The following is a 20681-nucleotide window of genomic DNA, read 5'->3' as shown; positions in this document are numbered from 1 at the left end:
CAAAACCCAAAGAATTATGAGTGAGAAGCTATGGATATTTGACACGACCCTGAGAGACGGGGAGCAAGTGCCAGGGTGCCAACTTAATACCCAGGAGAAAATTGTGGTGGCGAAGGCTTTAGAAGAACTGGGAGTAGATATCATTGAAGCTGGATTTCCGATTTCCAGCCCGGGTGATTTCAATTCCGTTGTGGAAATTTCCAAAGCAGTGTCTAACCCGATTATTTGCGCCCTCTCCAGAGCAGTGGAGAAAGACATCGAAGTAGCAGCTCAATCCCTCAAATTCGCCAAAAAAGGACGGATTCATACAGGAATTGGAGTCTCTCCTTATCATATTCAATACAAACTGAGGTCCACACCCGAGGAAATCATTGCTCGTGGTGTGGCCGCAGTGAAGTTTGCTAGACGATTTGTGGACGATGTTGAGTTTTATGCAGAAGATGCCGGACGCTCAGAGCCAGATTTTCTGAATAGAATCATAGAGGAAGTAATCAAAGCCGGAGCTACGGTGGTAAATATTCCTGATACTACAGGATATTGCCTCCCTGAGCAGTATGGCGGAATCATTGCTTCTTTGAAAAACAACGTGCCTAACATCGATAAGGCTATCATAGCCACCCACTGTCATAATGATCTAGGTATGGCTACCGCCAATACCGTAGCAGGTGTGCAGCATGGAGCTAGGCAGGTGGAAGTCACGATCAATGGTATTGGCGAACGTGCTGGAAACACCTCCATGGAGGAAGTAGTGATGGCAATCAAATGCCACAAATCTATTGAGGTGCACTCCGATATCGTCACGCCTAGAATTTATAATACCAGCAGATTGGTGTCCAAATTGATGAATATGCCTGTGCAGCCAAACAAGGCAATAGTCGGCAGAAATGCCTTCGCGCATTCATCTGGAATCCACCAGGATGGGGTGCTCAAGCATAGAGAAAACTATGAAATCATCGATCCTAAGGATGTAGGAGTTGCGGAATCTACCATCGTGCTGACTGCTAGATCAGGAAGAGCCGCGCTGAAACATCACTTAGATGCTCTAGGTGTAGAATTGGAAGGAGAAGCTTTGCGTGAAGTATATGAGGAGTTTTTGATTCTTGCAGATAAAAAGAGAGATATAGGTCGAAAAGACCTGCTCGGCTTAGTTGGGAAATTCATCGAGGAATCCAATTTCATCGAATTGGAAAAAGTAAACTACTCCTCAAGTGATACCATCAACGCTACTGTTTCTTTGAAAATCGGAAACGAATCCCATACCACCACCGCGCATGGCAATGGGCCTGTAGATGCTGTTTTGAAAGCTATAGAAAAGAGCGTCAAGCCCACTGTTGAACTGGAGGAGTTCCTGATTCAGGCCATCACCCATGGCAGTGACGATGTGGCCAAAGTACACATGAGATTGATCAAAGGAGACAAACCTTATTATGGGTTTGCTTCTCATACAGATATAGTATTGGCATCAGCACAGGCTTTTGTGGATGCACTTAACAAAATACCGGTCAAAGAATACGCGACCGCATAATTATGGAAAAGACAACATTATTCGATAAAATCTGGGATTCCCATGTGGTAAAATCTGTTCCTTCAGGCCCAGATGTTTTCTTCATTGATAAGCATTTTATCCATGAAGTTACTTCCCCAGTCGCCTTTCTTAACTTGGAAAAGCGTGGCATAGGTGTAAAAAACCCAAGCAGAACTGTGGCTACTCCTGATCACAATGTGCCTACCGTAGACCAGGACAAAACGATCAAGGATAAGCTCTCCAGAATGCAGGTAGAACGACTTCGTGAAAACTGTGCCAAGTATGGCATAGAGCTTCATGATTTGGGATCGGCTCACCACGGGATTGTCCACGTGATCGGTCCAGAGCTTGGCATCACCCAGCCTGGCATGACTATAGTGTGTGGCGATAGCCATACGTCCACACACGGAGCTTTTGGAGCCATTGCATTTGGAATCGGTACTTCTGAGGTGGAAATGGTTTTGGCTACGCAATGTATCATGCAGTCCAAGCCAAAGAAAATGCGAATCACCATTGATGGAGTAGCAGGGCCAGGAGTGACTTCAAAGGATTTGATCCTATACGTAATATCCCAAATTTCAGCAGCAGGAGCGACTGGCTACTTTGTAGAATATGCTGGATCTGCAATCCAAAGCCTTTCCATGGAAGCCAGAATGACCGTGTGTAACATGTCCATTGAGATGGGAGCACGTGGTGGTTTGATCGCTCCGGATGAGACTACTTTTGAATACTTAAAGGGCAAACAGTACGCACCAGCAGGAGAGGAGTGGGACCAAGCCGTAGCATATTGGAAGACACTGAAAACTGACGAAGGTGCTGTTTTTGATAAGGAGTATCACTTCGATGCAGCGGATATCGAGCCTATGATTACTTACGGTACCAATCCAGGTATGGGGATCAAGGTAAAAGGAAATATTCCAACTACTGCCGGCATGGAAGGAAGCAACAAAGCTTCATACCTAAAGTCTTTGGCTTACATGGGCTTTGAACCAGGAGAAGCGATTAAGGGAAAGAAGGTTGACTTCGTTTTCGTGGGGTCTTGTACCAATGGTAGAATCGAAGATATCCGCTCCGTAGCCTCATTTGTAAAAGGCCATAAAAAAGCGGACAATATCACAGCTTGGATTGTGCCGGGTTCTCGTGAAGTAGAAAAAATGGCACATGAGGAAGGCTTGGTCAAGATTCTAGAAGAAGCAGGATTTGAGCTTCGACAGCCAGGCTGCTCAGCATGTCTTGCGATGAACGATGATAAGATTCCTTCCGGAAAATATGCGGTTTCCACTTCCAACCGAAACTTTGAAGGTCGTCAGGGGCCTGGGGCAAGAACTATGCTCGCTTCTCCTTTGACAGTAGCAGCAGTAGCCATTGCAGGCGAAATTTGTGACCCTAGAGAAGTGTTTCAAAATTAAAAATACGAAGTCAGAAATTTGAAGTAAGAGATTGAATCGGTAAGTAAGTTTTATGCACCGATCAAATCTTTCAATTTTCCAATTTTCCAATCTTTCAATTAAAATAAAATGGCTTACGATAAATTTACTGTTCTCACAAGCACTGCGGTTCCTTTACCGACAGACAATGTGGATACAGACCAAATCATACCCGCTCGTTTCCTGAAGGCTACAGAGCGTGAAGGGTTTGGAGATAATCTTTTCCGTGACTGGAGGTATGATGTAGAAGGTAATCCTAAAAAGGATTTTGTACTCAATGACCCAACTTACAGTGGTAAAATCTTGGTGGCTGGAAGGAATTTTGGCTCTGGTTCCAGTAGAGAACATGCGGTTTGGGCGATCTACGATTACGGATTCCGTTGTGTGGTTTCCAGTTTCTTTGCAGATATTTTCAAGAATAACTGCCTCAACATCGGTGTGCTACCGGTAACGGTTACTCCGGAATTTGCGGATAAATTGCTGGATACTATCACTTCCAATCCTGATGCCACCATTACAGTTGATATTCCTAACCAAAAGATCACACTGGATTCCACTGGAGAATCTGAATCTTTTGACATCAATGAATACAAAAAAGCAAACATGCAAAATGGCTTCGATGACATCGACTATCTGTTGAACATGTCGGACGAAATAGATGCATTTGCAGCGAATAAATAAGTGAAAATGACCGCAGGGAAGCGCATTGAAATAATGGATACTACGCTGAGGGATGGAGAACAGACCTCCAGCGTATCCTTTTTACCTTCAGAAAAACTCCAAATAGCCAAACTATTACTGGATGAGTTGAAGGTAGATCGTATCGAAGTGGCTTCAGCGAGAGTGTCTGAAGGAGAGCTAGAGGGAGTACAGAAAATCACCCAATGGGCTGCAGAAAAAGGCTATCTGGATAGAGTGGAGGTCTTGGGATTTGTAGACACTCCCGCTTCAGTGGATTGGCTGACCAAAGCCGGGGCAAAAGTCATGAATCTATTGACTAAGGGCTCGCTCAATCACCTAACCCATCAACTCAAAAAGACCAAGGAGGAGCACTTTTCGGATATTCAGAGGAGTATTTCTTATGCCCAGGAAAAAGGAATTGATGTAAATGTATACCTGGAAGACTGGTCAAACGGTATGCGCAATTCTCTGGAATATACCCTAGAGTTGATCGCCTTTTTGACTACGTTACCAATTAAGCGAATCATGCTTCCAGACACGCTGGGATTGCTTTCTCCGGAGGAGACTAAAAAGTTTTTCCTTCAGATTTCTGGTAAGTTCCCAGAAGCTCATTTCGATTTTCACGCCCATAATGATTACGATCTATCGGTGGCTAACGTCATGGAAGCGATCATGTATGGCGCCTCCGGGATCCATACTACAGTCAATGGCCTGGGAGAAAGAGCCGGAAACGCACCACTGGAATCTGTGATCGCAGTGATCAAAGACTTTACCGATCTGCAGATTAACGTGCAGGAGCAGAAGATCTACAGGGTGAGTAAGCTTGTAGAGCAGTTTTCTGGTCAGCACATTCCAGCTAATAAACCAGTGGTGGGCGAAAATGTCTTCACCCAGACCGCAGGGATTCATGCTGATGGTGATAATAAGAAGAACCTATACTTCAATGACTTGCTGCCAGAGCGATTTGGTCGCCAACGAAAATATGCACTAGGTAAAACTTCTGGTAAAGCCAATATCCTAAAGAATCTGGAAGAATTAGGGATTTCTTTGGAAAAGGATGAGCTGACCAAAGTAACTCAGCGTATCATCGAACTCGGTGATAAAAAAGAGCGAGTGACTACGGAAGATCTGCCGTACATCATTTCCGATGTATTGCAGAATAATTCTATTTCCAAAGACATTCACATTGAAGGGTATCACATGACCCATTCCCAGGGCCTAAAGCCGTCAGTACAGTTGCGACTGAATATTTATGGGAAATCCTATGATGCCACCGCTACAGGTGATGGACAGTACGATTCCTTTATGAAGGCAGTCAAGAAAATCTATAAAACCAGAAAAAGACAGCTTCCAAAGTTGATAGATTATCATGTTTCTATTCCCCCGGGAGGAAAAACTGATGCCTTTGTGGAAACTGTAGTGACCTGGGATTATGGGAAGATATTTAAAACAAAGGGGCTAGACCCCGATCAAACAGTGGCTGCGATGATGGCCACAGAGAAAATGCTGAACATCGTCGAATCTTTTAATCAAACCCCAACGAAAGAAGAATCCAAATTTTATGGAAATGAATATCGCACTATTGCCGGGTGATGGCATAGGACCAGAAGTTATTGATCAGGCAGTAAAGGTGGTGAAAGCCGTAGGACAAAAATTCGGACACCAAATCAACTTTACAGAAGGAGTAGTAGGCGCTGCGGCTATTGATGCCACAGGAGAACCTTATCCAGATTCAACCCACGAAGTAGCTGCGGCCTCAGATGCGGTACTTTTTGGAGCTATCGGAGATCCTAAATATGACAATGATCCTAAAGCAAAGGTACGTCCTGAGCAAGGTTTATTGTTGATGCGCCAGAAATTGGGCTTGTTTGCCAATGTAAGGCCTACGTTTACTTTTCCTTCTTTGGTACATAAATCTCCCTTGAAACTGGAGCGTGTCGAAGGCGTTGACTTTGTCTTCTTCAGAGAGCTTACCGGCGGAGTTTATTTTGGCGAACCAAGAGGTAGAAACGAGCAAGGAACCAAGGCTTTTGATACTAACATGTACAGCAAGGAAGAGATTACCCGTCTTGCTAGAATGGGTTTCGAAGCTGCGCAAAAAAGAAGAAAACTCCTGACTTGCGTAGACAAAGCCAATGTGATGGCGACTTCCAGACTTTGGAGAGAAACCGTTCAGGAATTGGCCCCGGAATATCCAGATGTGAAAGTAGAATATGAATTTGTAGATGCGGTAGCCATGCGTTTGATTCAGTGGCCAAAAGCCTACGATGTCTTGATTACTGAAAACTTGTTCGGAGATATCTTGACAGATGAGGCTTCTGTAATTTCAGGTTCTATGGGCTTGATGCCATCTGCTTCCTTGGGTACTTCCATCAAATTGTTTGAGCCAATTCACGGTTCTTATCCACAAGCTGCTGGAAAAGACATTGCCAATCCTTTAGCTACAGTGCTTTCTGCAGCAATGATGTTCGAGTATGCGTTTGACCTGAAAGAAGAAGCCCAGGCGATTTCTGATGTAGTGAACCTGTCGCTTTCAGAGGGATACGCAACCGAAGATATCGCTGATGGAGGGCCGTCCTACAAAACTTCTGAAGTGGGTGACTGGCTTGCTGCGAAGATTTTGGCTTAAATCAGTCAGCAGAAAAAATGAAAACCACCTCAGGACTGGGGTGGTTTTTTTGTGCCCAATGTTTATGATAATCTAGAGCTAACCTTTCATTTGCAAGAGCTTGTTATATTTGATGAACACCTAAATATCATGTGCCATGAAAAATCTCCCTCTGCTTTGTGTGCTTTCTGCTTTAATTTTTGTTTCCTGTAAACCTGGAGAGAAAGTTGAGAAACCTTCCAAACAATGGTACAAAGGCAATCTCCACACGCATTCCTATTGGTCGGACGGGGATGATTACCCGGAGATGATCATGGATTGGTATAAGTCGCATGAGTATGATTTTGTGGTTTTATCTGATCATAACACGCTGGCGCAAGGCGAAAAGTGGAAGTTGATTCCGAGATCTCCTTCACATGAAATGGGCTTTGAGAAGTACTTGGATAAATATGGTGATCAAGTCGTTTATCGGGAAGATTCAGCCGGAAGAGTGGAGGTAAAGTTGAAAACCTTGGCAGAGTATGCTCCGATGTTTGAGGAAGAAGGTGAGTTTTTGATCATTCAATCTCAGGAGTTGACAGAGAGTTTTGAGAGCAAACCGCTTCATATGAATGTCACGAATATTCAGCAATTGATTCCGGCGGAAGGAGGGAATTCAATTCCGGAAATCTTGCAAAATGGCTTAGACAGGGTGAAAGCCCAGCGGGATTCTACAGGAATTCCTATGTTTTTGCACCTCAATCACCCGAATTTTATCTGGGCCATTACGCCGGAAGATATCATCCAATTGGAAGGAGAGCGATTTTTTGAAGTTTATAACGGTCATCCCCAGGTAAATAATTACGGAGATTCTCTAAGACCCAGTATGGAGGTGCTTTGGGACAAAGTGCAGGCAGCATATTTACAAGCAGGGAAACCATTGCTTTATGGCTTGGCTGTTGATGATGCGCACAATTACCATGTTTTTGATCAAAATAGCAGTAACCCCGGTCGGGGTTGGGTGATGGTTTTATCTGAAAGTTTGGCCCCTGCTTCTTTAATCGAGGCAATGGAAAAGGGTGATTTTTATTCCACAACTGGCGTTACCATGAATGAGATCAATTTCGATGGTGAGACTTTATCCGTTGCTGTTCAACCGGAAAATGGGGTGGCCTATACCATCCAGTTCTTTGGAACAAAAAAATCTAATCCTTCTGAAAGTGGAGTTCTTTTGAAAGACATTAAAGGTGTGACTGGAGATTATACGCTTGAGGTAGATGATATGTACGTTCGCGCCAAAATCATTTCCTCCAAACCTAAGGAGAACCCCTATCAGATCGGTGATAAAGAAGTTGCCTGGACACAGCCAGTCGTAGCGAATTGATTTCAATTATTGACTACGTGAAAGAATTAAGGGAAATTGGACTTAATTTCAAATTTCAAACTTCAAATCAAATTGCAATCTCGCCCATTTTCCTTCCTTTTTTCCATTTCCTATTTTGGTGCCCGATATAAAGGTTGGGCACCTCAGCCCAATCAGCCCACAGTTCAGCGAAGATTGGAGCGCGTGCTACGGCATGTATTGGGGCATGAGGATTTTTCCTTAATTGGTGCAAGTCGGACTGATTCTGGGGTTTCTTGCGTAGGTGGATTTGTTCAGATTTTCCTTCGTGAAAAGGTTGAGATGGATTCGCTTTTGCTCGAGCTCAATGTGCATTTGCCTCAGGATATTCAGCTTAATTCAGTGCAAGAGGTTCCCATAGACTTCAATTTGATCCAGTCAGTACGGCAGAAAACTTACCGTTTCTATTTCTCGAATTCCAATGATTTTCATCCTTTTGCTTCGGCTTTCCTTCTCAATGTTGCAGGAGATTTGAACTGGGAAAAAATGAAGGAAGCTTGTGAATTATTTATTGGAGAGCATAATTTCAAAGGTTTCTGTAGACCTTCCGAAAACAAGACAGACTATCTCCGAAAAGTAATTTCAGCAAGGATCGCAAGCTCAAATGAATTGCTGGGGCAGTTTTTTCCCGATGAGATTTTTTACTTCGAAATCACTGGGACGGGTTTTTTGCATCACCAGGTTCGCATGATGATGTATGCCATTTGGCAAATAGGAAAAGGAGAGATGGAATTGACTGAGATTGCCAATCGATTTGAATCTCCTGGATCATTTGAAAAATTACCTCCTGCCCCTGCAAATGGATTGGTGCTTTGGGAGACCTTTCTGAATAACCTTTGAGGTGTCATTTTCGAGGAACGACCGAGAAATCTCCTCGAAGGTTTTAAAAATAATTACCCTAAGGTCTTACATTCGGACTATATTATTTTTCTGCTCTTTAGATACAAAAGGCCATATGTGAAACCCAATCAATGTCTTTGGATTCTGATTAGTTGGATGAAATAGGGCTTGAGTTTAAACCTTCGAGGTCTTTGCAACCTCAAAGGTTAATTATTTTAAAGCTTCAACTCAAACACAAAATCATCCATCACATAGCCATTGCCAATGTCGATGACTTCTTCTTTTATTTTCTTAAATCCCAAATACTCGTAAAAGGCGATCGCACCCTCGTTGTATTTATTGACATTCAAAAGTAGACTTTTCTGATCTTTTGCCAGCGCAACTTCTTTGATCTTCTGAATCAATTTCTTTCCTACTCCTTTTCCCTGGGCGCTTGGAAGAATGTAGATTTTATGGATCTTGGTTTTGCCAGGCCCTTGATTGATCTCAATTCCGGTGAATCCCATTTTTTGACCATTTTCCTCAGCCAAATAAAACAGGTGTCCCTTGTTTTGTTGTTTCTCCAGAGTATCCAGGCTATACATCCATTTTAGCATATAATCGATTTGCTCAGGACTTAAAATTTCCCCAAAAGTATCTGGCCAGGTTTGATTGGCGATGCTTTGGACATATTTCAGGTCGTCTTGGGTTGCAGGTGTAATCTCAATCATGGCATTTCAAATAGAGAAGAGAAGCCAAGATATTGGGTTTATCAATAAATTAAAACCGAGTCCCAAAATTCGAGACTCGGTTTATAAGATGTCTTTAAACGCTTTTAGGTTCCGGATGTGTGTATCCTTTTCTGTAAGGCCTCCGGAGGAGTTTCGTAGCCTCTTTGTCTCCGATTACGGTCATGGATTTAGGGTCGTATTCCAACCTTCTTCCACCCAAATCCATGGAAATATTTGCCAAAATACAAGAAGCCGTGGAAATATGCCCTTCTTCAATATCAGCAACAGGCAGGGTGTTATTATCGATTGCCTTTAGCCAATCCTGCATGTGGAGACGTGTGGCTGGTGCAGCATTCAGCTCGATATCCGGTTCAGTCAGATCTTCCGGATAGTTCTCACGCTCAAAAAGACATTCAAAGTGGATTGGTTTTTCATCTTTATCCAAAGGTGTATAGTCCGCTTGCATGGTGCTGCCTGCCAGCATTCCCTTCTCTCCAAATATCTTAAATGCCCAAGGGTACTCTGGATCATCAGGATTACCCCAGGTTCGGTGCTGCCAAACTACGTTCAGTTCCGGGTATTCGAAGATTGCAGATTGCGTGTCAGAAATATTGGATTTGCCGTCTTTTTGAACAAAAATCCCACCGGTAGAACTGATCCCTGTAGGCCAGCCTAATTTCAACATCCACCGAACGGTATCCAGCATGTGGACACACATATCCCCTGTAATGCCATTTCCATATTCCATAAATGTTCTCCACCAGCGGCGGTGTGGCAATCCATCATAAGGCCGGAGTGGGGCTGGTCCAGTCCATAGGTCATAATTGAAAAAATCCGGTATGGGTTCGACTGGAGGATTTCCGTTAGCACGCATGTGATAGTAGCAGCAAACTTCCACATGGGAAATTTTGCCTAGTTTGCCGCTGTCTATAATCTGCTCTTTGGCATCGATTAGATGCGGAGTGCTTTTTCTTTGCGTACCTACCTGAACTACTTTATTGTATTTTCTCGCAGCTGCCACCATCGCTTCGCCTTCTATGACATCTACGGAGATTGGCTTTTGTACATATACATGAGCGCCTGCTTTCAGGGCATCTATGCATTGCAAGGCGTGCCAATGATCTGGGGATCCGATTAAAACAAATTCTGGTTTTTCTTTTTCTAGGAGCTCTTTATAATCTTGATAAAGCGCGGGCACTTTTCCGGATTTTTGTCTAGTTGCCACCATGTCACCGGCGGCTTTCAGCATATTTTGATCTGGGTCGCATAGTCCCACCACTTCCACATCAGCCACTTGGATGAGTCGGAAAAGATCTGACTTTCCATACCATCCAGCGCCGATCAAAGCGACCTGGAGTGGTCCTTCACGATCTTTGAAGTCCATTCCTAATAATCCAAAACTGGCAAGTGTGGCTAAAGCTGAAGAGCCTTTGAGAAAATCTCTACGGTTAAGAGCATTCATTGTGTAAGGGGTTGAGGTTTATTGTAAAGCATAAGTTACAAAAACACAATCCCTTAGCAACAAGATTTGGATAAGTGGAAACGAAGTGGTTAGGAAATTGAAATTTGAAATCTCAAATTTGGTCTGGCTCAGGATGTATATAACCTTCACGGTACGGCCTCCTCAATAGGGCAGTGGCTTCCTCGTCCCCTATGACAGTCCTTGTTTTCGGGTCATACTTCAGAGGTCTACCTCCCAGGTCCATGGACATATTTGCCAGAATACAGGATGCAGTAGAAATATGCCCTTCTAAAACATCTGCCACAGGCAAAGTGTCATTTTCTATTGCCTGAAGCCAGTCTTTCAATTGCTCTCGGGTGGCTGGAGCAGCATGGATTTCTATGTCTTTTTCGGTGACATCTTCTGGGTATTGCTCTTTTTCTAAAACCACCGGATAGTGGATCTGTTCCCCGTTGTTTCGGCCTTCCGGATAAAAATCCGCTCGCATAGGACTTCCTGCCAACATGCCGTTCTCCCCGTAAATCTTGAAAGCCCAAGGGTAATCTTTGTCCACTGGATTTCCCCAACTTCTATGTTGCCAAACCACATTGATTTCATCAAATTCAAAAATGGCAGTTTGGGTGTCCGAAATGTTCGCAATTGAAGCTTTGTCCACATAGATTCCTCCCGTGGAAGTCACCTGAAGTGGCCAGCTCAAGTCTAGCATCCAGCGCACTGAATCCAGCATGTGTACACACATATCACCTACGATTCCATTGCCATATTCCATAAATGCTCTCCAACCTCTGTGCAAAATTCCACGATATGGAAGCTTAGGGGCAGGTCCGGCCCAGAGTTCGTAATTCAGGTTTTCAGGAACAGACATTACATCCGGGTGACTGCTATTGCGCATGTGATAATAGCAGCAAACCTCCGCATGGGAGATTTTGCCAAGTTTACCCGAGTCGATAATTTCCTGCTTGGCCTGAACCAAATGAGGTGTACTTCTCCGTTGTGTTCCTATCTGTACCTTTCGGTCGTATTTTCTGGCTGCAGCCAAAATTGCTTCACCTTCTATCACATCCACGGAAATTGGCTTTTGCAGATAGACATGTGCGCCACTTTCCAAAGCATCAATAGCCATCAAAGCATGCCAGTGGTCTGGTGAACCTATTAGCACATACTCTGGCTTTTCTTTGGCCAAAAGTTCTTTGTAGTTTTCGTAAAGTGCCGGCAACTTGCCTGACTTCTGTCGGGTGGAAACTAATCTGCCGGCCTCTGCTAATTGTTTGGAATCAACATCACAAAGCGCCACTACTTCCACATCTGCAACTTGTATCAATCGAAAAAGATCAGATTTGCCGTACCAGCCTGAACCTATCAAAGCAACCTGAAGAGGTCCTTCACGGTCTTTGAATTCCATGCCGAGCAAGCCAAAACTTGCCAGCGACATCATAGCGGTACTTCCTTTCAAAAATTCTCTTCGATTTAAGGGATTCATAGGTTTTGGGTTGAGATTTTAGGTTTTTGAATTTACAAAAAGCCGGGATTTTGACAAGTCAAATTAGGAGTGGTGGGGTAAAGGGTGGATAAGACTAGGGAGTTTGGGGAATACAGGTAAAGTATGAAGGGTAAATTAGCTTATTTGGCAGTCCAATCGAGCTGTTTTCCTTCTTCTTCTGCTTGCTTATCCTTGTTTGTGCCAATGGCAATACCTATAGCCATGCCGATGGGTAAGCCAATACCTAAAAAGGCCATATTTCCCAGTGAAGCTCCGAAAACCACTCCTAAGGGAATCCCAAATGTTGCCATCCCGATAGCAAGCCATTGGAGTTGGTAGTGGTTTTTGGCAACTAGTCCCAGTTCACTTTCCAAAAGTTTGAGGATAGCCGATTGGGCTGATTTGAGTTGCTTGAGCAGTTGGGGGGGCTGTCCGGGGAAATTATTCACCCCTGCTATAATCACATTGATCTTTATTTCAACTGACTCTGGAATGTTTTTTTTCGCGATAGCCGCCAGTAGCGTACTGAGGTTATGAGCGGCTTTGGCGAGTTTTGGATTGGATTCGTATGAGGGGTGTAGAGTAAGAGTGGATAGGGGCATGTGATAAAGTTAAAAAAAGATATTTTAAAAGATCGTATGTATATCACTCCCTATCTCCATTCTCTTTTTTACTCCATCTCTAATTCGCTCATAAGAGTGGGTGACATGCATCGGTCACCCGACACCCTACATCAGCAATTTGCTGGTCTAAAAAACAGATCAATCGGGGTGGGAGACATGCATCGGTCACCCGACACTCTACATCCCACATTCCTAAAACTTCACCCCAAATCGCTCTCCCAATGCAGTCAAGTCCTTCACTACTGGATCCAGCAATGGTATTCCATCTTTCATTCTGGTAGCTTCCAATTCCCGCTCAGGGTCACCTGGGATCAATACCTTTTCATTTCCGGGAGTTGGTTTTGCAGCACGGAATCGGGTGATCCAGTTATCCATATGGGCTTTGAATTCATCTGCTGGACGGAAAGCATCTACGCGCATTGCTCCAAAGAAGTGACCAATTCCTTCTCCCACCGGATTTGGATCTGGCTCTAAGAAAGCAACAAAGGGTGGAACCCATGGTCCATAGTTGGCGCCGGAAAGCACAGCTGAGAAAATGTCTACAATTGAACCCAAGGCATAACCTTTGTGAGAACCATGCTCTCGGTCTCCACCCAGCGGAAGTAAAGCTCCACCATCTTTTACTCCATTAGCCGAAGTGGTTGGATTCCCTTCTTTGTCCTGCACCCAGCCTGTTGGCGTATCCATCCCTTTTCTTTGAAGGATTTCCAGTTTCCCATTTGCAGCGGTTGTGGTCGCCATATCAGCGACGAATGCAGGCTGTTCCTTTGCTGGAATAGCCACCGAAATTGGATTTGTACCCAAAAGCCTTTCCTGCGAAAAAGTAGGGGCGACTAGCGGACTGGCATTGGTCAGTGAAATACCGATCATATCATGATCCAAAGCCTGCATAGCATGATAGCCTGCAATGCCGTAGTGATTCGAGTTTTTGACAGAAACCCAACCTGTACCAGCAATCTTTGCTTTTTCTATGGCCACTTTCATCGCGTAAGGAGCTACGACCAAACCTAAGCCGCCATCTCCATCGACTACAGCTGTGGATGGGGTTTCGTGGACTACCCGGACATTTGGCGTAGCATTAATTCTCCCTTTCTCCCACAAGCGCACGTAGCCAGAAAGCCTCGCCACACCATGACTATCCACTCCTCTCAGATCTGCCGATAGCAAAACATCGGCTGCTGTTTTCGCCTGATCTGCCGGACAGCCGATTTTCGAAAGCATGCTTAGAGTAAACGTGTGAAGTTGTTTATAAGAATAATTCATAACAATGCGGTTAGTACAGCCGATAGGTTTTGGCCAAAGATAAGAAAGGAAATTTTTTGGAAAGGAACTCAGGCAGTTTGCTCCTGATTCAAAAGCGTGGCAATAGCTCCCTCTTTCAGCGCATAATGCGAGCAGGTGATATAGTCCACTTTCATATACCTCAGGATAAATTCAATCAGACTTGAGGCCACTACGATCATGTCCACGCGCATAGGGATCATGCCAGGTATTACCAGTCGCTCTTCTTTATTTTTGGTGACGAGCTCACGGTGAATCTCTTCAAATTCTTCAACAGGAAGCTCAAATACATGGTGTCCCGTCAGTTTGCACTGCAGCATGGACTCAAAATAAATATCCGTCAAAGTGTCAAAAGTACCTGATGCTCCGACTAGTCCTGTTGGTCTGAACCGTGCTATTGCCTCGATAAGTGGTTGTAGCTTTTCTTCAAGATAGCCCTCCAGTTTATCTATTTCTTCAGGCAGAATGGGGTCATGGTGATGAAACAATTCCAGGAGACGCTGCCCCCCAATTTCAAAACTTTGCTTCCAAAGTGATTGCTGGCTATTACCAATGATAAATTCTACCGAACCGCCTCCTATATCCATCATCAACTCAGTCTGTCCATTCAATGATCCGGAAAGTCGAATTCCTTCATAGATCATCTGGGCTTCCTCAGTGCCAGAAAGCACCTGAATAGCAATACCTATGCTGTCCTTTACAGTATGGACAAACTCTGCACCATTGGCAGCATTGCGAACAGCACTGGTCGCAAAAGCAAAAACCTGATCTATGTGCTCAGCATCGATCAGGTTTTTGAAATGTCTAAGGGTATGATAGGCTCTTTTCAAAGCATCCTTGGCAAGTGTGTTTTGGTTAATGCCGCCTTTTCCCAGCTTCACAGGGATTTTTTCCTTGTAAATAGTTTTGAAGCTTGTTCCGTCAAGTTCTACCAATAGCAAATGAAATGTATTGGTGCCCATGTCAATTACCGCCGTTTTCCGGGTACTCATAGCTTGCCGATTTTTTGGATGGGCGAATATAGAAAGTTATTCGAAATGAGCGCTTTTTGAAGGGGCTTTAATTGATTGAATTTTACAAGGTGCATGAAATCAGGTACGAATGAAATGTGCCCTTTGGTTTTATTTACTAAACCGGCCCTTTGTTTTGGTAGGCTAATACCCTGATTGTTCATTCATCCGGGAAGATTTTTCCATAGCAGCAAAAGCCTGCTATATTTGGAATACTCTAAAAACGATTTCATGAGCGAACAGGATAAACCCAATGACCCGATTATAGCCGATAAAATAAAAACCCTGCAAAGGAAGAATGCAGAGGCACTCCTGGGTGGAGGAGAAAAGCGAATAGAAGCCCAGCATAAAAAAGGCAAGCTAACGGCCCGCGAGCGGGTAGAATTGCTGATGGATGAGGGGACTTTTCAGGAAATTGACAAATTCGTGATGCACCGTGCAAAGGACTTTGGTCTGGATAAAGAGCATTACCTGGGAGATGGTGTGGTCACTGGATATGGAGAGGTGAATGGCAGGTTAGTCTATGTCTTTTCACAGGACTTTACTGTTTTTGGAGGTTCGCTTTCTGAAACTCATGCCGAGAAAATTTGCAAAATCATGGATATGGCCATGAAAAATGGCGCTCCAGTAGTCGGGTTGAATGATTCTGGCGGAGCGAGAATACAAGAAGGAGTTAATTCGCTCGGTGGTTACGCCGATATTTTTTACAGAAATACCCTTGCCTCAGGAGTCGTACCGCAAATTTCTGCGATCATGGGCCCTTGTGCTGGAGGTGCAGTTTATTCACCGGCTATCACTGACTTTATATTAATGGTGGAAAACACCTCTTACATGTTTGTCACTGGACCCAATGTGGTAAAAACTGTGACACAGGAAAATGTCACGGCTGAGGAACTTGGAGGTGCATCTGCGCATAGTACGAAAAGTGGTGTGACTCATTTCGCTTGCGCAAATGAACTGGAATGCATACAGCATATCAAAAAAATCCTGGGTTATATGCCTCAGAATTGTGAGGAAATTGCTCCGGTTTATCCTTATGAGCTATTGGAAGATGAAAGCCGAAAGGAGTTGGATAGCTTGATTCCCGAAAACCCCAATCAACCGTATGATATACGTGATGTTGTGAAAGGGATTGTGGATGAGGATTCTTTTTTGGAGGTGCATGAAGATTTCGCAGACAATATCGTGGTTGGTTTTGCGAGAATAGCTGGTAGAAGCATAGGAGTGGTAGGAAATCAACCGCAGTCCATGGCAGGTGTTTTGGATAATGATGCTTCGGTGAAAGCTGCCCGTTTCGTGCGGACCTGCGATAGCTTTAATGTTCCAATTTTAGTATTAGTTGATGTTCCGGGCTTCTTGCCAGGAACAGATCAAGAGTGGAATGGAATTATCGTCAATGGAGCCAAAGTGCTCTATGCATTTTCGGAGGCAACAGTTCCAAGAATTACTGTGATCACGCGGAAAGCCTACGGAGGAGCCTATGATGTAATGAATTCCAAGCATATCGGAGCTGATCTAAACTTTGCCTGGCCAACAGCAGAAATCGCTGTGATGGGAGCAAAAGGAGCTTCCGAGATTATTTTCAAAAAAGAGATTGCGGAAGCTGAAGATCCAGAGGCTAAGCTTCAGGAAAAAGTGGATGAATACACGGCTAAGTTTGCCAATCCATATCGTGCTGCACACAGAGGCTTTATTGATGAAGTCATTATGCCATCTGAAACTCGCCTCAAACTCATCAAAGCTTTCAAAATGCTAGAAAACAAAGTGGATAAGATTCCGAGGAAGAAGCACGGGAATATACCCTTGTGAGTTAATAGCTACTAGACAATAGCCCATAGTTTTACCCTAAATAGGAGTTATGGCTTTCAAGTTTGAAAAATTAATAGTTTGGCAAAAAGCAATGGATCTTAACGAGGTGATATTTGTTATCACCAAAGATTTCCCTAATGAGGAGCGGTTTAATTTAATTTCGCAAATGAGAAGAGCTGCAGACTCTGTAGCATTGAATATTGCTGAAGGAAGCACTAGCCAATCCAATCTGGAATACAAAAGGTTTTTAAATTACTCAATCCGTTCTATCGTTGAAGTTGTCTCGGCTCTATTTATCGCAAGGAGGAGGGGGTATATTTTAGAAGAGGTATTTCAGTCAACCTATACACAATCCGAAGAACTGTAAAAATGATTCAATCTTTAAAAAATAAATTGTTCTCAAATTAAACCTTCTATGGGCTATGGACTAAAAACTATGGTCTGTAATAACAAATATGAAATGACAAAAGAACCAACAGAAAAACAATTCCTATATAACTACCTCAACAACGCTTCGCCAACCGGCTTCGAAGCATCTGGTCAGCAGATTTGGCTGGATTACATCAAACCTTTTGCAGATGATTATTTCACCGACAACTATGGAACGGCTGTAGCGGTCATTAATCCGAAGGCAGAATATAAGGTCGTGATTGAAGCGCATGCGGATGAGATCAGCTGGTTTGTGAATTACATCAAAGAAGATGGCTATATCTATGTGCGTCGCAATGGTGGTTCGGATCATATGATCGCTCCATCCATGCGGGTAAATATTCATACAGATAAGGGTGTTCTACCAGGAGTTTTTGGCTGGCCGGCAATTCATGTAAGAAAGGACGGAAAAGAAGATGCGCCTACTTTGGACAATATCTTTATCGACGTGGGAGCCAGATCCAAAGAAGAAGTAGAAGAAATGGGAATTCACGTGGGATGTGTGATCACATTCAAGGATGAATTGACCGAGTTGAATGGCAAGTTTTATTCGGGAAGAGCACTGGATAATAGAATCGGGGGTTACATGATAGCCCAGGTTGCTAGGAAAATCAAAGAGAATAAGAAGAAACTTCCTTTTGGACTCTATATAGTAAATGCCGTGCAAGAGGAAATTGGCCTTCGTGGAGCGCAGATGATCGCTGCTAACATCAAGCCTAATGCGGCTATTATCACAGATGTTTGTCATGATACTACAGCACCTTTATATAATAAGGTGACCAGTGGGGATTTTACTGCGGGCAAAGGTCCCGTATTGCCAGTCGGTGCTTCAGTTCATAAGAAGTTACTTGATTTGATAATTGCGACAGCGAAAAAGAACGACATTCCATTTCAGAGAGCAACTGCATCCAGAGGAACTGGAACGGATACAGATGCTTTTGCCTATTCAAATGAGGGCGTGCCATCAGCATTGATTTCACTTCCATTAAAATACATGCATACTACAGTCGAGACTGCCAGCAAAGATGACATCGAGCAAGTGATCAATTTGATGTATGAGTTCTTGGTGGATTTTGGTCCGACTTTTGACTTCAGGTATATAAAATAAGTCCACAGTCCGCGGTCCACAGCCTACAGCTGTGGTCCGTCGATCGTCGACAGTTGACTAAAAATGCACTTCACCGACCAGCTCAAGCGTAGCGTTTCACTTCCTACTCCTCCCCAGCGGATTATTTCTCTCGTTCCGTCGCAGACTGAGCTATTGGTTGATCTAGGTTTGGAGGAAAGGATAGTCGGAGTGACGAAATTCTGTGTGCATCCCGAAGGTCTTCGCAAAGCAAAAACTATTGTAGGCGGAACGAAGAATTACCGTATGGATGTGATTGATTCTTTAAAACCTGATCTGATTATTGGCAACAAGGAGGAAAATGAGCAAGCTGGGATGGAAGAGTTGATGGGAAAGTATCCGGTTTGGATGAGTGATATCTATAATTTGCAAGATAGCTTGGAGATGATAGCGTGTTTTGGGCAAATGCTTGGTGCAGAAACCAAAGCGGAAAAGATTGCGGGGCAGTTGAGAATAGACTTTACGAAGCCTTTACCTAGAAAAGGAACGGCTATCTATTTGATTTGGAAGGATCCTATCATGGTAGCTGGAAGGGATACCTTTATAAATGAAATGTTGGGCTTTGCTGGATTTGAGAATTTGATCAGCACTTCACGCTACCCGCAGTTGTCAGAAAAGGAGATGGCTGAGTTGAATCCTGAATACCTGTTGCTCAGTTCGGAGCCATTTCCATTTAAGGATATTCATATGGATTATTTTCATTCACTTTTGCCCAGAGCTAGAATCAGACTTGTGGATGGAGAAATCTTCTCTTGGTATGGTAGCAGGCTGCTGAGAGCCAACACGTATTTCCAAAATTTAAAACTGGATTGCGGATAAGAGGATTTCTGGACTTGTGAAAAAATTTATTTAGCTAAGCTACTTTCTTAAAAAAATCAATTAACTTTTGAATTCAAATAATTTGGAATCAAGCATGACGGAAAACGTCACACGCTGGGATGATTACAAACCATGCGAGATTCTCCCGATCTGCCACCGCGGACGGGACCGGTTATCTGACCTTTTAAAAATATATTATAAACAGATGAAACTAACAATACTATGAAAAATGCAAGATATGCCTGGGTAGCTTTATTTGCCCTAGCTTGGTCCTGTGGACCTAAACCTGCTGAGGACTCGGTGACAGAAACAGTGGTAGAGGAAGTCCTGGTAGCAGAAAACACCCTTACAGAAGAAGAAAAGAATGAAGGTTGGATGCTGCTATTTGACGGCACCAATACTGATGGCTGGAGAGCATTTAACGGGGATAGCTTCCCATCGGATGGCTGGACTGTGGAGGATGGAGCATTGAAAGCCCTAGGCAAAGGAGGAGATATCGGCGGAGATATTGTTTTTGGGCCTATGGAATTTGAGGAGTTTGAGATGGAATGGACATGGAAGATTGCCCCTGGTGGTAACAGTGGGGTGCTCTATCATGTGGTAGAAGATCCAAAATATGACGCTCCTTACGAAACAGGACCGGAATACCAGATGATTGACCAACTGGGATTTCCAGATCCATTGGAAAAGTGGCAGTCAATTGGTGCAGATTATGCGATGACAGAGCCAGACTATGAAGGAGCAGTAAAACCTGCTGGGGAATGGAACACTTCAAGGATTGTTTTCTCAGAGGAAGGCTCGAGTTATTACCTTAATGGTAAGAAAACCGTTGAATTTGTTCCTTATTCTGAAGCGTGGACCGCTGCCAGGAATTCTGGCAAGTGGGAGGAGTATCCGGATTATGCTATTGCCAAGTCTGGCCTCATTTCTCTTCAGGACCACGGAGCTGAAACTTGGTTTAAGAATATAAAGATAAGAAAGCTGTAAAATCGGGACATTCTGAGACCAGCAGACAGGTATTAAATTTGAATGACAAATTATAAACACATGAAATCGAGCATGTCGGAAGCGACACACAGAGGGATGATTATCTCCCAGGCGAGATTCCATATGGCCTTTAAAAGACAAATTATAAACACATGAAAAACGTATTAGTAATGGTGCTCTTGTTGGCATCTGTGAATTTTGCCCATGCGCAGAAAAAAGTAAAGCTCTTTAATGGAAAAGATCTTTCAGGTTGGACTATTTATGGGACCGAAAAGTGGTACGTTGAGGATGGCTTGTTGATTTCAGAGAGTGGTCCAGATAAAGGATATGGCTATTTAGGAACAGACGAGCACTACAAGGATTTTGAGATCACTTTGGAATTCAAGCAGGAAGCAAACGGAAACTCAGGGGTATTCATTAGGTCTACCGTGGATGGGACTAAAGTATCAGGCTGGCAAGTAGAGGTAGCGCCTCCAGGTCATG

Annotated in this window: 19 protein-coding genes (1 of these 19 running past the window's edge); 13 read left to right on the top strand and 6 right to left on the bottom strand. The window is 43.7% G+C overall.

The genetic code is table 11. The features are described 5' to 3' along the window. Positions 1 to 16 precede the first annotated feature (16 nt). The 7 genes from PBT90_RS15150 to truA all read left to right on the top strand — a co-directional run bounded on the left by PBT90_RS15150 (position 17) and on the right by truA (position 8462). On the top strand, positions 17 to 1525 hold the full coding sequence (locus tag PBT90_RS15150; protein ID WP_264807337.1) for a 2-isopropylmalate synthase: 1509 nt from the start codon (positions 17 to 19) through the stop codon (positions 1523 to 1525). A gap of 2 nt (positions 1526 to 1527) precedes the next feature. Beyond that, positions 1528 to 2934: a 3-isopropylmalate dehydratase large subunit gene (leuC, locus tag PBT90_RS15145; protein ID WP_264807336.1), complete on the top strand. Its 1407-nt coding sequence runs from the start codon at positions 1528 to 1530 to the stop codon at positions 2932 to 2934. 108 nt (positions 2935 to 3042) lie between these two features. After that, positions 3043 to 3633 (top strand): 3-isopropylmalate dehydratase small subunit, encoded by a 591-nt coding sequence (gene leuD, locus PBT90_RS15140; RefSeq protein ID WP_264807335.1) that lies wholly within the window; start codon positions 3043 to 3045, stop codon positions 3631 to 3633. 6 nt (positions 3634 to 3639) lie between these two features. Next, on the top strand, positions 3640 to 5226 hold the full coding sequence (locus PBT90_RS15135; protein WP_264807334.1) for an alpha-isopropylmalate synthase regulatory domain-containing protein: 1587 nt from the start codon (positions 3640 to 3642) through the stop codon (positions 5224 to 5226). Continuing rightward, positions 5195 to 6262, top strand: coding sequence for a 3-isopropylmalate dehydrogenase (leuB, locus tag PBT90_RS15130; RefSeq protein ID WP_264811418.1), 1068 nt, complete (start codon positions 5195 to 5197; stop codon positions 6260 to 6262). The genes PBT90_RS15135 and leuB overlap by 32 nt, the downstream gene beginning before the upstream one ends. A 136-nt stretch (positions 6263 to 6398) precedes the next feature. Next, positions 6399 to 7604 (top strand): CehA/McbA family metallohydrolase domain-containing protein, encoded by a 1206-nt coding sequence (locus tag PBT90_RS15125; protein ID WP_264811417.1) that lies wholly within the window; start codon positions 6399 to 6401, stop codon positions 7602 to 7604. 72 nt (positions 7605 to 7676) lie between these two features. Next, on the top strand, positions 7677 to 8462 hold the full coding sequence (truA, locus tag PBT90_RS15120) for a tRNA pseudouridine(38-40) synthase TruA (protein ID WP_264811416.1): 786 nt from the start codon (positions 7677 to 7679) through the stop codon (positions 8460 to 8462). A gap of 215 nt (positions 8463 to 8677) precedes the next feature. Here the strand turns inward: truA and PBT90_RS15115 are convergent, their stop codons facing one another. The 6 genes from PBT90_RS15115 to PBT90_RS15090 form a co-directional block, all read right to left on the bottom strand. Next, on the bottom strand, positions 8678 to 9172 hold the full coding sequence (locus PBT90_RS15115; protein WP_264811415.1) for a GNAT family N-acetyltransferase: 495 nt from the start codon (positions 9170 to 9172) through the stop codon (positions 8678 to 8680). Between the two features lie 94 nt (positions 9173 to 9266). Beyond that, positions 9267 to 10634: a Gfo/Idh/MocA family oxidoreductase gene (locus PBT90_RS15110; protein WP_264811414.1), complete on the bottom strand. Its 1368-nt coding sequence runs from the start codon at positions 10632 to 10634 to the stop codon at positions 9267 to 9269. A 112-nt stretch (positions 10635 to 10746) separates the two neighbouring features. After that, positions 10747 to 12114 (bottom strand): Gfo/Idh/MocA family protein, encoded by a 1368-nt coding sequence (locus PBT90_RS15105; RefSeq protein ID WP_264811413.1) that lies wholly within the window; start codon positions 12112 to 12114, stop codon positions 10747 to 10749. 140 nt (positions 12115 to 12254) lie between these two features. Next, the gene (locus PBT90_RS15100) at positions 12255 to 12716 is read right to left on the bottom strand and encodes a hypothetical protein (protein ID WP_264811412.1); all 462 of its coding nucleotides are present in this window, start codon (positions 12714 to 12716) and stop codon (positions 12255 to 12257) included. Between the two features lie 213 nt (positions 12717 to 12929). Further along, positions 12930 to 14000: an Ldh family oxidoreductase gene (locus PBT90_RS15095; protein WP_264811411.1), complete on the bottom strand. Its 1071-nt coding sequence runs from the start codon at positions 13998 to 14000 to the stop codon at positions 12930 to 12932. A gap of 68 nt (positions 14001 to 14068) precedes the next feature. Further along, the gene (locus PBT90_RS15090; RefSeq protein WP_270129878.1) at positions 14069 to 15010 is read right to left on the bottom strand and encodes a Ppx/GppA phosphatase family protein; all 942 of its coding nucleotides are present in this window, start codon (positions 15008 to 15010) and stop codon (positions 14069 to 14071) included. A 249-nt stretch (positions 15011 to 15259) separates the two neighbouring features. Between PBT90_RS15090 and PBT90_RS15085 the strand changes: the two genes are divergently transcribed. The 6 genes from PBT90_RS15085 to PBT90_RS15060 form a co-directional block, all read left to right on the top strand. Next, positions 15260 to 16837 (top strand): acyl-CoA carboxylase subunit beta, encoded by a 1578-nt coding sequence (locus PBT90_RS15085; RefSeq protein WP_264811409.1) that lies wholly within the window; start codon positions 15260 to 15262, stop codon positions 16835 to 16837. A 49-nt stretch (positions 16838 to 16886) separates the two neighbouring features. Continuing rightward, the gene (locus PBT90_RS15080) at positions 16887 to 17204 is read left to right on the top strand and encodes a four helix bundle protein (RefSeq protein ID WP_264811408.1); all 318 of its coding nucleotides are present in this window, start codon (positions 16887 to 16889) and stop codon (positions 17202 to 17204) included. A gap of 93 nt (positions 17205 to 17297) precedes the next feature. Next, a complete protein-coding gene (locus PBT90_RS15075) occupies positions 17298 to 18374 on the top strand; it encodes a M42 family metallopeptidase (RefSeq protein WP_264811407.1) in 1077 nt (358 codons plus the stop codon). Between the two features lie 63 nt (positions 18375 to 18437). Then, a complete protein-coding gene (locus PBT90_RS15070; protein WP_264811406.1) occupies positions 18438 to 19211 on the top strand; it encodes a helical backbone metal receptor in 774 nt (257 codons plus the stop codon). Positions 19212 to 19433: 222 nt separating this feature from the next. After that, on the top strand, positions 19434 to 20198 hold the full coding sequence (locus PBT90_RS15065) for a 3-keto-disaccharide hydrolase (protein WP_264811405.1): 765 nt from the start codon (positions 19434 to 19436) through the stop codon (positions 20196 to 20198). A gap of 152 nt (positions 20199 to 20350) precedes the next feature. After that, positions 20351 to 20681 carry the 5' portion of a 3-keto-disaccharide hydrolase gene (locus tag PBT90_RS15060; RefSeq protein ID WP_264811404.1) on the top strand. The gene runs 266 nt beyond the window's last position, so 331 of the gene's 597 nt are visible here — the first part of the coding sequence; its start codon is at positions 20351 to 20353; its stop codon lies off the right edge, out of view.

This window comes from Algoriphagus sp. TR-M9, assembly GCF_027594545.1.
In the GTDB taxonomy this organism is placed as follows: domain Bacteria; phylum Bacteroidota; class Bacteroidia; order Cytophagales; family Cyclobacteriaceae; genus Algoriphagus; species Algoriphagus halophytocola.
This window is presented reverse-complemented; position numbering and strand designations above follow the sequence as displayed.

What these genes read in the sequence shown, in the direction of transcription:
- PBT90_RS15150 (WP_264807337.1), top strand. Translation starts at nt 17, where the DNA reads ATGAGTGAGAAGCTATGGATATTTGACACGACCCTGAGAGACGGGGAG.
- leuC (WP_264807336.1), top strand. Translation starts at nt 1,528, where the DNA reads ATGGAAAAGACAACATTATTCGATAAAATCTGGGATTCCCATGTGGTA.
- leuD (WP_264807335.1), top strand. Translation starts at nt 3,043, where the DNA reads ATGGCTTACGATAAATTTACTGTTCTCACAAGCACTGCGGTTCCTTTA.
- PBT90_RS15135 (WP_264807334.1), top strand. Translation starts at nt 3,640, where the DNA reads ATGACCGCAGGGAAGCGCATTGAAATAATGGATACTACGCTGAGGGAT.
- leuB (WP_264811418.1), top strand. Translation starts at nt 5,195, where the DNA reads ATGGAAATGAATATCGCACTATTGCCGGGTGATGGCATAGGACCAGAA.
- PBT90_RS15125 (WP_264811417.1), top strand. Translation starts at nt 6,399, where the DNA reads ATGAAAAATCTCCCTCTGCTTTGTGTGCTTTCTGCTTTAATTTTTGTT.
- PBT90_RS15115 (WP_264811415.1), bottom strand. Translation starts at nt 9,172, where the DNA reads ATGATTGAGATTACACCTGCAACCCAAGACGACCTGAAATATGTCCAA.
- PBT90_RS15110 (WP_264811414.1), bottom strand. Translation starts at nt 10,634, where the DNA reads ATGAATGCTCTTAACCGTAGAGATTTTCTCAAAGGCTCTTCAGCTTTA.
- PBT90_RS15105 (WP_264811413.1), bottom strand. Translation starts at nt 12,114, where the DNA reads ATGAATCCCTTAAATCGAAGAGAATTTTTGAAAGGAAGTACCGCTATG.
- PBT90_RS15100 (WP_264811412.1), bottom strand. Translation starts at nt 12,716, where the DNA reads ATGCCCCTATCCACTCTTACTCTACACCCCTCATACGAATCCAATCCA.
- PBT90_RS15095 (WP_264811411.1), bottom strand. Translation starts at nt 14,000, where the DNA reads ATGAATTATTCTTATAAACAACTTCACACGTTTACTCTAAGCATGCTT.
- PBT90_RS15090 (WP_270129878.1), bottom strand. Translation starts at nt 15,010, where the DNA reads ATGAGTACCCGGAAAACGGCGGTAATTGACATGGGCACCAATACATTT.
- PBT90_RS15085 (WP_264811409.1), top strand. Translation starts at nt 15,260, where the DNA reads ATGAGCGAACAGGATAAACCCAATGACCCGATTATAGCCGATAAAATA.
- PBT90_RS15080 (WP_264811408.1), top strand. Translation starts at nt 16,887, where the DNA reads ATGGCTTTCAAGTTTGAAAAATTAATAGTTTGGCAAAAAGCAATGGAT.
- PBT90_RS15075 (WP_264811407.1), top strand. Translation starts at nt 17,298, where the DNA reads ATGACAAAAGAACCAACAGAAAAACAATTCCTATATAACTACCTCAAC.
- PBT90_RS15070 (WP_264811406.1), top strand. Translation starts at nt 18,438, where the DNA reads ATGCACTTCACCGACCAGCTCAAGCGTAGCGTTTCACTTCCTACTCCT.
- PBT90_RS15065 (WP_264811405.1), top strand. Translation starts at nt 19,434, where the DNA reads ATGAAAAATGCAAGATATGCCTGGGTAGCTTTATTTGCCCTAGCTTGG.